Origin of the sequence: Pseudoduganella sp. R-32, assembly GCF_049913245.1 — a bacterium.
GTDB lineage: Bacteria > Pseudomonadota > Gammaproteobacteria > Burkholderiales > Burkholderiaceae_D > Rugamonas.
The window spans coordinates 3,059,478-3,071,980 of record NZ_CP183987.1; the positions used below are offsets into that span (position 1 = coordinate 3,059,478).

13 protein-coding genes and 1 pseudogene are annotated in these 12,503 nt (G+C 59.3%); 8 read left to right on the top strand and 6 right to left on the bottom strand.

Annotated elements, in window-relative coordinates:
* Positions 1-67 precede the first annotated feature (67 nt).
* Positions 68-928: pseudogene (locus ACN9MU_RS14135) on the bottom strand (M56 family metallopeptidase); the annotation flags it as partial.
* Between the two features lie 20 nt (positions 929-948).
* Positions 949-1,329 carry a BlaI/MecI/CopY family transcriptional regulator gene (locus ACN9MU_RS14140; RefSeq protein WP_426323084.1) on the bottom strand — a complete coding sequence of 127 codons (381 nt, stop codon included), beginning with the start codon at positions 1,327-1,329 and terminating at the stop codon, positions 949-951.
* Positions 1,330-1,540: 211 nt separating this feature from the next.
* On the opposite strand from ACN9MU_RS14140, the gene ACN9MU_RS14145 reads away from it, so the two are divergent.
* The 3 genes from ACN9MU_RS14145 to ACN9MU_RS14155 all read left to right on the top strand — a co-directional run bounded on the left by ACN9MU_RS14145 (position 1,541) and on the right by ACN9MU_RS14155 (position 3,698).
* Positions 1,541-3,007 (top strand): DUF6892 domain-containing protein, encoded by a 1,467-nt coding sequence (locus ACN9MU_RS14145; protein ID WP_426171493.1) that lies wholly within the window; start codon positions 1,541-1,543, stop codon positions 3,005-3,007.
* Positions 3,008-3,186: 179 nt separating this feature from the next.
* Positions 3,187-3,537 (top strand): hypothetical protein, encoded by a 351-nt coding sequence (locus ACN9MU_RS14150; RefSeq protein ID WP_426337485.1) that lies wholly within the window; start codon positions 3,187-3,189, stop codon positions 3,535-3,537.
* Positions 3,534-3,698: a hypothetical protein gene (locus ACN9MU_RS14155; protein WP_426323088.1), complete on the top strand. Its 165-nt coding sequence runs from the start codon at positions 3,534-3,536 to the stop codon at positions 3,696-3,698. Before ACN9MU_RS14150 ends, ACN9MU_RS14155 begins: the two co-directional genes overlap by 4 nt.
* Positions 3,699-3,801: 103 nt before the next feature.
* Here ACN9MU_RS14155 and ACN9MU_RS14160 read toward each other — a convergent pair whose 3' ends face one another.
* Genes ACN9MU_RS14160 through ACN9MU_RS14175 form a run of 4 tightly spaced genes read right to left on the bottom strand, consistent with a single transcriptional unit; the run spans position 3,802 to position 6,345 of the window.
* On the bottom strand, positions 3,802-4,398 hold the full coding sequence (locus tag ACN9MU_RS14160; RefSeq protein WP_426171497.1) for a DJ-1/PfpI family protein: 597 nt from the start codon (positions 4,396-4,398) through the stop codon (positions 3,802-3,804).
* 4 nt (positions 4,399-4,402) lie between these two features.
* Positions 4,403-5,140, bottom strand: coding sequence for a UDP-2,3-diacylglucosamine diphosphatase (locus ACN9MU_RS14165; RefSeq protein WP_426323090.1), 738 nt, complete (start codon positions 5,138-5,140; stop codon positions 4,403-4,405).
* 1 nt (position 5,141) lies between these two features.
* Positions 5,142-5,633 (bottom strand): peptidylprolyl isomerase, encoded by a 492-nt coding sequence (locus ACN9MU_RS14170; protein ID WP_426171501.1) that lies wholly within the window; start codon positions 5,631-5,633, stop codon positions 5,142-5,144.
* Between the two features lie 31 nt (positions 5,634-5,664).
* Positions 5,665-6,345 (bottom strand): peptidylprolyl isomerase, encoded by a 681-nt coding sequence (locus ACN9MU_RS14175; protein ID WP_426323093.1) that lies wholly within the window; start codon positions 6,343-6,345, stop codon positions 5,665-5,667.
* A gap of 184 nt (positions 6,346-6,529) precedes the next feature.
* Here ACN9MU_RS14175 and cysS point away from each other — a divergent pair, with 184 nt between their 5' ends.
* The 5 genes from cysS to ACN9MU_RS14200 all read left to right on the top strand — a co-directional run bounded on the left by cysS (position 6,530) and on the right by ACN9MU_RS14200 (position 12,430).
* Positions 6,530-7,927, top strand: a complete 1,398-nt coding sequence (cysS, locus tag ACN9MU_RS14180; protein WP_426323095.1) for a cysteine--tRNA ligase — start codon at positions 6,530-6,532, stop codon at positions 7,925-7,927.
* Complete coding sequence (locus ACN9MU_RS14185) at positions 7,927-8,574, top strand: DNA-3-methyladenine glycosylase family protein (protein ID WP_426171506.1); 648 nt, start codon at positions 7,927-7,929, stop codon at positions 8,572-8,574. Before cysS ends, ACN9MU_RS14185 begins: the two co-directional genes overlap by 1 nt.
* 66 nt (positions 8,575-8,640) lie before the next feature.
* The gene (locus ACN9MU_RS14190) at positions 8,641-9,615 is read left to right on the top strand and encodes an acetyl-CoA carboxylase carboxyltransferase subunit alpha (protein WP_426171507.1); all 975 of its coding nucleotides are present in this window, start codon (positions 8,641-8,643) and stop codon (positions 9,613-9,615) included.
* Positions 9,616-9,723: 108 nt separating this feature from the next.
* On the top strand, positions 9,724-11,046 hold the full coding sequence (tilS, locus tag ACN9MU_RS14195) for a tRNA lysidine(34) synthetase TilS (protein ID WP_426344754.1): 1,323 nt from the start codon (positions 9,724-9,726) through the stop codon (positions 11,044-11,046).
* Between the two features lie 136 nt (positions 11,047-11,182).
* The gene (locus ACN9MU_RS14200) at positions 11,183-12,430 is read left to right on the top strand and encodes an aspartate kinase (RefSeq protein ID WP_426323099.1); all 1,248 of its coding nucleotides are present in this window, start codon (positions 11,183-11,185) and stop codon (positions 12,428-12,430) included.
* Positions 12,431-12,503 lie beyond the last annotated feature (73 nt).

Consider the following 12,503-nt stretch of genomic DNA (forward strand, 5'->3'; position numbering starts at 1 on the left):
GCGTGACGGTCGCAGCTCGGGCCCACATGGCACGGCGCGCGTTGCCTGGCGTGCGGATCAGCGATACGCGCTCGGTCAGCGTGTTGGCATCGATACTGCCGAATGCCAGGGCGCCGTGTGTAGGCACGTGCTGCAGTTTGAGCTGGGCTACGAGGGCGGCGGCATACGCCTTGCGCTGTGACGCTGGGCGACCGCGCAACACGTCACGGTCGCAGCCCAGCTCCTGGGCCCAAGTGAGGTTTGCGCGCAGAAGCCGCATGAAAGGGTTAAACCACAACAGCGTCTGCAGCAAGACACCGGCAGCCATCCACTGCAGGTCATGCCGCCGCAAGTGGGTCATCTCGTGTTCGACGATCAGCTCGCGCTGTAGCTGGTCGAAGCCACCGAGATGGCGCGGCAGCAGCAAGCGAGGGCGCAACAGCCCAAGCAGCATTGGCGAAATCGGAGCGTCGATCTCAATGATGTCGGCATGTTCTGGCGCTTCCCCGGCGGCGCGCCTGGTGCCGCTGTCGGCAAGGCGTTCCAGCCAGCGCTGCGCACGGCGTAGATTGATGACCGCCCGCGCCAGCCCAATCAAGTAAATGGCCAGCCAGAACTGCGCGCCATGCAAAAGCCAGCCGCGCGCGTGAGTCGTGCCGCCTTCATTCTGTTCCGGCGCCGCTGCCGCATCGGTTGGCCGTGGCGCTTTGGGTGGCGTGATGTAATGCGTCACGGTTTCCGTTGCTATTTCGAGCGGTGGAATCAAGCGCACGCGCTCACTATGCGGCAGCAATAGCAGGGCGAAGGTCGCCAGCACGGTGAGTTGACCGAGCAGCCACAAGGACCGCTGCGCCGCCAGCGCCGGCAGGAAGCGCCGAAGCAGGGCGCTCAGCGCCCACACGCTGAAGCCTGCCGCAAGGCAGCCCAGGCTCGCGAGCAGGAAGCGCATCAACAGTAGGTCGAAGTCGCTCACTTTGCTTCATCCTCATCGGGCCAGTCGGACAGCATCTGCTCAAGCTGTGCCAGTTCGCTGGCATCAACGAGCTTACTGCCCGAGAACATGTTGACTGGCAGCGGTGACTCCAGTTCCATGATGCGGGTGCCGAAATCATGGGCATAAGCGGCCAGGGTTTCCACCTTGTCGAGCAAGGCTTCGTAGACCTGCACGCCGTGGCGGACGTGCTGCGCAACCATCTGTTTCTCCATCATCCGTTCCACCGTCTTACGCGTGGATGAGAACGACCAGCCCAGATCTTCTTCCACAGCCTCGTGGATTTCGCGCGCACTCAAAGGCGTTTGACGCCAGAGTGCTTTGAGTACGCATAATTCGGGGGTAGAAGGGATAAGCATGACAAAACGAGTCTGTGACGATTGATGTTAGTATGTGACATATGTCGCAAACATGTCAAGCATCTGGCAAAGTAACTGCATTGCAAAAAAACCATTGAAAATTGGCAACAGATAGCCCTTCAGTGCTACCATCGATTGCACGCGCAAGTTTGCTGCTCTTGTTCTACGCGAGCTGTGCAACGATATTCAGTCGATGGCGAAGTAAGTAAACATGATTAACAAAGACCTGATGTACGCGCTGCAGACCCGCAGCAAACAAATGATCCGGGTGTTGGACGATTTCGTGCAGGAATTGAAAAGCTACTCTCCTGAAGAGGGTTGGTCGGTGGTTGCCGAAACCATCAAGCTGGTAAAGGAGATTTCGCCGACCGAAGGCAAATACGGTCATTTGGTCAAAGCCGTCAATCGGGCATGGTTGGCGTTTGGCGAGACTTCCCCGGTTGCCGCTAATCGTCTGTACGACGACATCATCGGAAGACTGGAGGGCATCGATTGGACGAAGGCAGGTGATGCGCAAGTCGGGTACCAACTGGTCTTTTCATTCCACAAGAACCATCTCCGCTTTCCAGGGACGAATAACTGTTTGCATATCGCGCTATGGCAGCACTCGCCCAGGATCCTGGCTTTGATCAGGAAGATCGCTGCATATTCGACAGAAAAACTCTTCACCTCGCCAGTAAAGCCAGGCACCGGCACCGGTGCCGACGCGATTGAAATGCTGCTCGAGATTTACTTCTACCATGGCGGCCTTGGGCAAAGCGAAGAACTGCGGGCGGAAGCGGCCGAATTGATCTTGCCACTCGTTCGGGCGAATCCTGATATCGGCAACAACATTACGCTTTCCCTACTGGAGCATTGCGCCGAGCGTGCAACGATCCTGAGCCAGTTGATTAACCACTATCTATTCGCTGGCGTGCATGAGAAGCACGAGGGCATGTTCTTCGACATCATGCTGGCCCTGCTGGATAACGACGGCGGCAGTTTCATCTATGATGACCTGGACAAGATTGCGGCACAGCTTGAAGTAAGTTCGAGACAGTGGAATGCCAGCCAGTTCGACATATTTGCCGACCATGCCTTCTTCTATCGTTTGGATTCCGATGAGGACAGGCGCCTCCTGTTGACCAAATCGAAGAAAGCAAAGCGGCTGGCCAAGATGATCGTGGATAGCGGGCATTCTGGAGAGTACATCGACGAATTGAGGTCCTTGTATCAGTTAATTGGATTGCCTGAATCGGGTAAGGCTCCGGCCAATGCAGCAAGTCAGTTATTTAGTGACCTGAACTTCAAGCTGCTCGTCATCCAGGAGCTGATGTACGTGCAGGGTAAGCTCCTGCCGAAGTTTGAGGTCGAGGAATTCGTCCGCCGGTACACGGATCGTGAGATCCAGGTTAAGAAGGAAGGCTACGAAGTCATTCCCGAAGTGCTTGCCCACTTTAAGGAGTTACCGATTCCTCCATCGCTTTTGGCGCAAGTAGAGAAGCTTGACTTCGATGGCGGCAATGAGATCTATCGTCAAGTCTTCCCATACTGGGATGGGGAGTGCGACACGTTTGACGTGATATCTCCAGAGGACGTCAAGCTTGTTCCGAACTTGAAGCGCATGTCGTCCATGCCTACCGTGTTTGTCGCGCGACATGATGCAGAGTTGAACAAGAAATCGATCGAAGTGAGTTAATGGGAATAATGGAGCTCTGCCATACGTCCTTGGTGTCTATGTTTTCTTTGGATGCAATTCGAAAATCAACGGACCCACACTGCCTATATTCGGATGTGTCGAACATCGTAGCGGGATAGCTGGGGAGCGGCGATGCACCTTGCCGGCCCCTGTTACACCTGTACACCTCGGACGTACGGTTGCAGAACCGGATCGACACGAAAACTCCGCGCACCATCCAGTTAGGGCTGCTGGTCGAGGTACTGACGTTCCTGAAGTACGTGCGCGCGTTCCGGGCGGACTTTATCCCGGGACTCGAGGCATTGAACAAGGAACTCAATTCGTCTCTAATGCATCTTGGCGTTGAGGGATATATCCAAATGGCCGATTTGGCCGTGCGCAGCGAGCGATTAATCGGAGAGAGCAATGATTTCCAATGCGCGTTGACGCCGGAAGCGTTGACCTATACGTGCAGGAGATATGCGGCATACCAACGGCAACCCTCACCAGCAACGGCGATCCGGGCGGACAAGGCATCCTGGGAATCATGAGCAGAGCAGACAAATTGGTGCACTGGGTCTACCGCGATAGCGGAGGGAATGTGTATAACTGGGGGAAGGTGATGTCTCCCCTCGAATGGCCTATCGATGGCAATTATGGATTGCGTGCGGAAGGGCTCGACCATGTTGGCTGCCACGTCTCGCTGTCCTGAGCGGGCGGTACATGGCGGCATTGACTTCTACCTTGATGCGGATAGGTGCAGCTTGGCTGTGCGCTTTTTGGCGGATTGCCAGACCTGACCCCGACTTTCGAATTTATAGGTAGGGGGTGATGTGGCTTAGGGCGCGGTCGGCGTAGCTGTCTTTTTCGCCGATGGGGGCGACATAGTGCAGGGCTGCGCGGGCTGACTCTGGGCCGTCAAGGCGTGCCAAAACCCAGGCTGCGAGATATTGGGAGGCGAGGCAGCCGCCGGCCGTGGCGATGTTGCCGCTGGCGTGGAAGGCTTGTGGCAGTACCTGCACACCTGCTTCGGACAGCCACGGGGCGGTTGTCGAGTCGGTGCAGGCGGGGAGGCCGGTCAGCAGGCCAAGGCGGGCCAGCAGCAGGGCGCCGGAGCATTGCGCGCCAATTAATTGGCGGCTTGGATCGAGTTGGAGCAGCGCCATCATCGCGGGATCGGCGGCGATGTCGCGGGTACGGATGCCGCTGCCAACCAGTACCGCGTCAGCCTGGCATGCGTCGGCCAGGCTGCACTGGCCGTGCAGCGTGACGCCATTCATTGAGGTCACCTGTTCGCTTGGCGTTGCCAGCGATACTTTCCAGCCCGGTTTCTTGTGCCGGTTCAGGATGCCAAGCGCCACCAGCGAGTCGATTTCGTTGAAGCCGTCGAAGGTGAGGATGGCGACGTGCATGGCGTCAGAGTATGGTGCCGTCGAGAGCGTGGCGGACGATGATGCCGTCGGTGGCGATGGAGATCCAGCCGCCGCGCGGGGGCGTGGATTCTGGCTCCCAGTCCGGCAGCACGTAGCGCCGGGTGCCGGCGACTTCGTGCAGGGCGGGGCGGTGGGTGTGGCCGTGGATCATGATCGCGGTGCCGGTTTGGGCGAACACGTCGGCAATCGCTTCGGGCGTCACATCCATGATTTCGTAGGATTTCTCGGCGTGGCCTTGCTTGCTCTGCTCGCGCAGGCCGGCAATGATCTGCTTGCGCTGGGCCAAAGGCATGGACAGGAACTGCCGCTGCCATTCCGGCTGGCGCACTTGCGCGCGGAAGGCCATGTATTTCACATCTTGCGTGCACTGGGCGTCGCCATGTACCAGCACGATGCGCTGGCCGTAGGCGTCGATGACCCAGGTTTCGGGCAGCAGGGTCAGGCCCGCTGCGGCGGCGAAGGCTTCGCCGACCAGGAAGTCGCGGTTGCCCGCGATCCAGAATAGCTGCACGCCCGCGTCGCTTACGCGGCGCAGGGCGGACACGATCTGCTGGTGGAACGGATCGGGCAGGTCGTCATCGCCTGCCCAATATTCAAAAATATCGCCCAGCAGGTAGAGCTGCTTTGCACCCAGCGCATGTTCGTCGAGGAAGCGCAGGAACGCTTCCGTCAGCACCGGCCGCGCCGGCTGCAAATGCAGGTCTGATACGAGGAGAATCAAATTACGCCGCTTCGATCTTTTCGATGATGATGTCTTCCGCTGGAACGTCGGAGAACATGCCGGAACGGGTGGTTTTCACGCCCTTGATCGCGTCCACGACTTCGGTGCCCTGGGTGACTTTGCCGAATACGGCGTAGCCCCAGCCGTCCTGGCCTGGGTAATCCAGGAAGCCGTTGTTCTTCACGTTGATGAAGAACTGTGCGGAGGCGGAGTGCGGTGCCGAGGTGCGTGCCATGGCCAGGGTGTATGGCTCGTTCTTCAGGCCGTTCTTGGCTTCGTTTTCCACGGTCTGGTCGGTTGGCTTTTGCTTCATGCCTGGCTCGAAACCGCCGCCCTGGATCATGAAGCCATCGATTACGCGGTGGAAGATGGTGTTGTTGTAGTGGCCAGCGTTCACGTAGTGCAGGAAGTTCTCAACGGTCTTCGGTGCCTTCTCTGCGTCCAGCTCGGCAACGATGGTGCCTTTGTTGGTGGTGATGGTGATGGTGGTCATCTTGTTGTCCTTTTGTGTTACTGAAAAAGAGTTATTTTACAGGCTCTGGCTGCGGAACAGGAGTGGGTTCCTGAACCGGTGCAGGTTCCTGGGCTGGTGCAGGCTCGGCAACTGGCGGCGGTGCCGGTGGGGCTGGCGGTACGATGCGGTTTTTGAGGACGGTGGCCGATTTGATCACGATCGGGTTGACCGGGATGTTCTGGAAGCCTGGCTTGTCGTCCACCAGCACGCCCTTGATCTTGTCGACGGTCTCTTTGCCCTGGATGACTTTACCGAAGACGGCATAGCCGTGGCCTTTCATGTTCGGGTAATCCAGGCCGATGTTGTCCACTACGTTGATGAACCATTGCGCATTGGCGGAGTTCGGCGAGTCGTGGCGCGCCATCGAGATGGTGTAGGCCAGGTTGGACAGGCCGTTCTTTTCTTCGCTCTTGATGTCGGGGCGCAGCGGTTGCTTGGTCTTCAGGTCGGCCGTGTAGCCGCCGCCCTGGATCATGAAGCCGTCGATCACGCGGTGGAAAATCGTATCCTTGTAAAAGCCGCTCTTGACGTAGGCGAGGAAGTTGGCGGTCGTAATCGGGGCCTTTTCCTGGTCCAGTTCAACGATGATTTCGCCAACATTGGTCTTGATCGATACTTGAGGGTTGTCGGCAGCTGCCGCGGCGCTGCCAATCAGCAGGCCGGCCAGCAGGGCAATCCATTTCTTCTGCATTCTTGTTTCCTTTATAAGAATTGCGACTCGCGTGCGCGAATTTTTCAGTGCTATACTTCGCCAGACGTTCCATTCTAACAAAGTAGAACTATAACAAAGGGACCAAACATCCCCCTGGTACACACCGAGCACCGGTGCGACGCCCCAGGCGCTTCGCACCAGTGACCCGTTTACTTCTAGTCCGATGAGCAATTTAAAGATCTTCAACACGCTGGCACGCGAAAAGCAGTCGTTCAAACCCATTGAGGCGGGCAAGGTCCGGATGTATGTCTGTGGCATGACCGTTTACGACTACTGCCACGTGGGCCACGGCCGCATGCTGATGGCGTTCGACGTCATTTACCGCTGGTTGAAGGCATCGGGCTATGACGTGCGCTATGCGCGCAATATCACCGACATCGATGACAAGATCATCAAGCGTGCGGTCGAGAATAACGAGACGATTGGCCAACTGACTGGCCGCTTCATCAAGTACATGGATGAAGATTGCGAAGCCCTGGGCATCCTGAATCCGACCGACGTGCCGAAGGCGACCGAATACGTGCCGCAGATGCTGGGCATTATCGAGAAGCTGGAAGCCAAGGACCTGGCCTACAAGGCTGCCGATGGCGACGTTAACTACGCTGTGCGCCAGTTCGAAGGCTACGGCAAGCTGTCGGGCAAGTCGCTGGACGACCTGCGCGCGGGTGAACGCGTGGACGTCAACACCGGCAAGCGCGATCCGCTGGATTTCGTGCTGTGGAAGGCCGCCAAGGAATCCGAGCCGGAAGAGGTGAAGTGGGATTCCAAGTGGGGCAAGGGCCGTCCGGGCTGGCACATCGAGTGCTCGGCCATGTCGTGCTCCCTGCTGGGCGAGACTTTCGACATCCATGGCGGCGGCGCTGACTTGCAGTTCCCGCACCACGAAAACGAAATCGCGCAGTCGGAAGGCGCTTCCGGCAAGACGCTGGCCAACTATTGGGTCCATAACGGCTTCGTGCGCGTGGATGGCGAGAAGATGTCCAAATCGCTGGGCAATTTCTTCACCATCCGCGAAGTGCTGAAGCAGTTCGATGCGGAAGTTGTGCGCTTCTTCATCCTGCGAGCCCACTACCGCAGCCCGCTGAACTATTCGGACGTGCACCTGGAAGACGCGCGCGGCGCGCTGACCCGGCTGTACACTGCGCTGGACGGCGTGGAGGGCGACGGCCAGCCGCTGGACTGGAACGAAGACAACGCCAAGCGCTTCGCCGAGGCGATGGACGACGACTTCAACACCCCGATCGCGGTGTCGGTGCTGTTCGACCTGGCTTCGGAAGTGAACAAGACCAAGTCGCCGGCCGCGGTGCGCCAGCTGAAAGGCCTGGCCGCGGTACTGGGCCTGCTGGAACGCAGTCCTGAGGAATACCGCAAGGCCGCACCGAAAGGCGCGGAAGGCGAGGGCATGGACGAAGCGGCCATCGAAGCTGCCATCGCGACCCGTGCCACAGCGAAGAAGTCGCGCGACTTCGCCACCGCCGACAAGGTGCGTGCCGACCTGCTGGCGGCCGGCATCGTCCTCGAAGACAAGCCTGACGGCACCACGAACTGGCGCCGCGCGTAATGGTTCTATCCAGGGATAACGGGGATCAGGCCCCGGTGCCGCCGTATTGGGAGGAAGCCAAGGCAGAGCTCATGAAGCGAGATCGCATCATGAACCGCCTGATTCCGCAATTCGGCGATTTGCACCTGGTCGGCCATGACGACCCGTTCATCACCCTGGCGCGCGCCATCGTCAACCAGCAGGTCACGACCCAGGTCGCCAATGCGGCGTGGGCCAAGCTGCTGGAAATCTGTCCCAAATTCACCCCGGCGGCCGTGCAAAAGGCCGGCGCCGCTGCGCTGGCAGGCTGCGGCCTCTCAAAGCGCAAGGCCGAGTACATCCTGGACCTGGCCGACCATTTCAAGAACAAGAAGGTCCATGCCGCCCAATGGGCGCAGATGGATGACGAAGCGGTGATCGCTGAGCTGGTTCAAATTCGCGGCATTACGCGCTGGACAGCGGAGATGTTTTTGATATTTAATTTGCTCCGACCCAACGTGCTGCCGCTTGATGACAGCCGGCTGATCAGTGGGATCAGCCAGAATTATTTTTCCGGGGAGCCCGTGTCGCGTAGCGATGCGCGCGAGGTTTCGGCCAACTGGGAACCCTTCCGGACGGTCGCTACCTGGTATTTATGGCGTAGCCTTGATCCGGTTCCGGTAAAATAGCGCAAATTCTCACCGGCAACCGCCAAAAGCAGTGTTGTCGGAGAAGCAAAAAACCTTGGAGGTACAATGATTAAAACGACTTTCCTCAATTTTGAGCAACCGATCGCGGAACTGGATTCCAAGATTGAAGAGCTGCGTTTCGTACAAGACGATTCGGCCGTCGACATTTCCGAAGAAATCGACCGCCTGGCCAAGAAGAGCCAACAGCTGACCAAAGACATTTACGCCAAGTTGACTCCTTGGCAAGTTTCCCAGATTGCCCGCCACCCACAACGTCCATACACCATGGACTATGTGAACGAAATCTTCACCGACTTCCACGAACTGCACGGCGACCGCACGTATGCGGACGACCAGTCCATCGTGGGCGGCTTCGCCCGTTTCAACGGCCAGCCATGCATGGTGATCGGCCACCAGAAGGGCCGCGATACCAAAGAACGCGCCATGCGCAACTTCGGCATGCCGAAACCGGAAGGCTACCGCAAGGCCATGCGCCTGATGAAGCTGGCCGAGAAGTTCAACCTGCCTATTTTCACCTTCGTTGACACCCCTGGCGCATTCCCTGGTATTGACGCGGAAGAACGCGGCCAGTCGGAAGCGATCGGCCATAACCTGTATGTGATGGCGGAACTGAAAGTGCCGCTGATCGCCACCATCATCGGCGAAGGCGGTTCCGGCGGCGCGCTGGCGATTGCCGTTGGCGATTCCGTGCTGATGCTGCAGTACGCGACTTACTCGGTGATTTCGCCTGAGGGTTGCGCTTCGATCCTGTGGAAGACTTCCGAGCGCGCATCCGATGCGGCTGAAGCGCTGGGCTTGACCGCGCACCGCCTGAAGGCCATGGGCCTGGTCGACAAGATCATCAACGAGCCATTGGGTGGCGCTCACCGCGATCCGAAGGAAATGGCCAAGCTGCTGAAGCGCGCGCTGGCGGATTCGCTGCGCCAGTTCCAGGGCGTGAAGACCAAGGACCTGCTGGCTGCTCGTCACGAAAAGCTGATGAGCTACGGCAAGTTCAAGGAAACTACTGCTTCCGAATAAAACCTGTAAAGCGGTGTCTGACCCGCAGGGTCAGACACCGGACACGCGGCCGCCGCGTCTTAGGTGCCTGACCCTGCGGGTCAGGCACCGGTTTACCGGTTTTGAATTATGCGCGCCCAACAAATCCTCCTGCAATCCCTCGCCGAACTCCCGCAAGGCCCTACAGCCATCGCCTACAGCGGAGGCCTGGACAGCAGCGCCTTGCTGCACCTTGCCGCAGCGAGCGGCCGCAAACTGTACGCCTTCCACATCCACCACGGCCTGAGTCCCAACGCCGATGCCTGGGAAGCCCATGCCCGCGCCGAATGCGAACGCCTGAACATCGCCTTCGCCAGCCGCCGCGTCACCCTCGACGACCGCAGCGAAGCCTCCGCCCGCAAGGCCCGTTACGCAGCCTTGGGAGCACTCTGCACTGAGCACAGCGTGCACCTGCTCCTGACCGCCCACCACCTGGACGACCAGGCAGAAACCATCCTGCTGCAACTGCTGCGCGGCGCCGGTCCGGCCGGCATGTCCGGCATGGATGCCTTCAATCGCGCCCCAACGTTGCTCGGCACCCCTGACGTGCTACTGGCCCGCCCGCTGCTGCAAGCCAGCCGTGCCGAACTCGAAGACTACGTACGCGAAAACGCCATTGCCTACATCGAAGACGAGTCCAACGCCGACACGCGCTACGCCCGCAACGCCTTGCGCCATGAAGTCATGCCGCGCCTGGCCGAAGCCTTCCCCGGGTACCAGGAGCGCTTCGCCCGCAGCGCGCGCCACGCGCAATCCGCGCAGCGCCTGCTGACCGAGCAGGCCGCCGAAGACCTGCGCGCCTGCCTGGCCGGCGAGGACAGCCTCGACATGGCCAAGGTCCGTACGCTCAGCGCCGACCGCACCTCCAACCTGCTGCGCCATTGGTTCGCCGAGCGCGGCATCCGCCTGCCATCGGCCAGCTGGCTGGCCGAAATGCAGGAGCAGGCCCTGACCGCGCGCGACGACGCCAACCTCAAGGTTACCCATCCCGACTGCGAAGTGCGGCGCCACCGCGACCGCCTCTACCTCGTGCCGCGCAAACCCGAGGCCGACGCCGGGCAGCGCGCAAGCTTCCGCTGGAACGGAGAGGGCAGCATCGACTTCCCGGCCTTTGGCGGCACGCTGCATGTTGAGCTGGCGCCGGTCGGCCTCGACCCCGACTGGCTGCGCCAGCAAATGCTGACGATCGAACTGCGCAAGGGCGGCGAAAAGCTCAAGCCCGCCCGCAACCGCCCCACGCGCACACTCAAGCAGCACTACCAGACCTTGGGCATCCCAGCCTGGGAGCGCGAGCGCCTGCCCATGGTATCGATTCCCGGCGATATCCTGTATGCCGCCGGTATCGGCATGGATTGCCGCAAACTGAGCTCGGGCGCCGGGCATCGTTTGGTGTTTCGCTGGGAAACCAAATAATTTTTGCCGACACCTGTCTAGACATATGAACTTATGCCAATTAGGTATGAGTGTATGAGCTTTTTGACTTGAGATTTTGCAACGCAGCATGTAGAGTAAAGGGCTCCCTTTATCACATCAATGCGGAAAAATCAGCATGGCTTTAATCGTTCACAAGTACGGCGGCACGTCGATGGGCTCGACGGAACGCATCAAGAACGTCGCGCGTCGCGTCGCCAAATGGCACGACGCGGGACACCAGGTGGTCGTAGTGCCGTCGGCAATGTCCGGCGAAACCAACCGCCTGATTGCCCTGGCCAAGGAAATCCAGAACCCGCCCGACCCACGTGAACTGGACATGATTGCCTCCACCGGCGAACAAGTGTCCGTGGGCCTGCTGTCGATGGCGCTGCAAGCGATCGGCAAGGACGCCATTTCCTACACCGGCTGGCAAGTAGCGATTAAAACCGACTCCGCCTTCACCAAAGCCCGCATCCAGTCGATCGAAGACGGCCGCGTGCGCGAAGACCTGGACAAGGGCCGCATTGTGATCATTACCGGCTTCCAGGGCGTGGACGAGAACGACAACATCGCCACCCTGGGCCGCGGCGGTTCCGATACTTCGGCCGTGGCGATTGCCGCCGCGCTGAAGGCTGACGAATGCCTGATCTACACCGACGTCGACGGCGTCTACACCACCGATCCGCGCGTGGTGTCCGAAGCGCGCCGCCTGAAGGCGATCACGTTTGAAGAGATGCTGGAACTGGCTTCGCTGGGCTCCAAAGTCCTGCAAACCCGCTCGGTGGAATTCGCCGGCAACTACCGCGTACCGACCCGCGTGCTGTCCTCGCTGACCGATCCGCTGATGGATCTGGCAGAAGAAGCCAACTCGGGCACCCTGATTTCGTTTGAGGAAGACCAAAACATGGAACAAGCAGTCATCTCCGGCATCGCCTTCAACCGCGACGAAGCCAAAATCACCGTCCTGGGCGTGCCAGACCGTCCAGGCATCGCTTACCACATCCTGGGCCCGGTGGCCGAAGCCAATGTCGAAGTCGACATGATCATCCAGAACCAGGCAGTGGACGGCAAGACCGACTTCACCTTCACCGTGTCGCGCAACGACTACCAGAAGGCGATGGACGTGCTGCACAACGAAAAGGGCGAGATCGGCCACCACACCCTGGTGGGCGACGCCAAAGTGTCCAAGATCTCCGTGGTCGGCGTGGGCATGCGTTCGCACGTCGGCGTGGCTTCCCAGATGTTCAAGACCCTGGCGGAAGAGGGCATCAACATCATGATGATCTCCACCTCCGAGATCAAGATTTCCGTCCTGATCGACGAGAAGTACATGGAGCTGGCCGTGCGTGCACTGCACAAGGCATTTGAACTGGAAAAAGAATAAATATTTCCAAAAAAACTTCCGTATTATCCTTGACCAAAGCGGTATCGGTCTTTAATATTGCGGTCGCGTTGAC

Coding starts and splice junctions, on each gene's coding strand:
- ACN9MU_RS14140 (WP_426323084.1), bottom strand. CDS start 1,329: ATGCTTATCCCTTCTACCCCCGAATTATGCGTACTCAAAGCACTCTGG.
- ACN9MU_RS14145 (WP_426171493.1), top strand. CDS start 1,541: ATGATTAACAAAGACCTGATGTACGCGCTGCAGACCCGCAGCAAACAA.
- ACN9MU_RS14155 (WP_426323088.1), top strand. CDS start 3,534: ATGAGCAGAGCAGACAAATTGGTGCACTGGGTCTACCGCGATAGCGGA.
- ACN9MU_RS14160 (WP_426171497.1), bottom strand. CDS start 4,398: ATGCACGTCGCCATCCTCACCTTCGACGGCTTCAACGAAATCGACTCG.
- ACN9MU_RS14170 (WP_426171501.1), bottom strand. CDS start 5,633: ATGACCACCATCACCATCACCACCAACAAAGGCACCATCGTTGCCGAG.
- ACN9MU_RS14175 (WP_426323093.1), bottom strand. CDS start 6,345: ATGCAGAAGAAATGGATTGCCCTGCTGGCCGGCCTGCTGATTGGCAGC.
- cysS (WP_426323095.1), top strand. CDS start 6,530: ATGAGCAATTTAAAGATCTTCAACACGCTGGCACGCGAAAAGCAGTCG.
- ACN9MU_RS14185 (WP_426171506.1), top strand. CDS start 7,927: ATGGTTCTATCCAGGGATAACGGGGATCAGGCCCCGGTGCCGCCGTAT.
- ACN9MU_RS14190 (WP_426171507.1), top strand. CDS start 8,641: ATGATTAAAACGACTTTCCTCAATTTTGAGCAACCGATCGCGGAACTG.
- tilS (WP_426344754.1), top strand. CDS start 9,724: ATGCGCGCCCAACAAATCCTCCTGCAATCCCTCGCCGAACTCCCGCAA.
- ACN9MU_RS14200 (WP_426323099.1), top strand. CDS start 11,183: ATGGCTTTAATCGTTCACAAGTACGGCGGCACGTCGATGGGCTCGACG.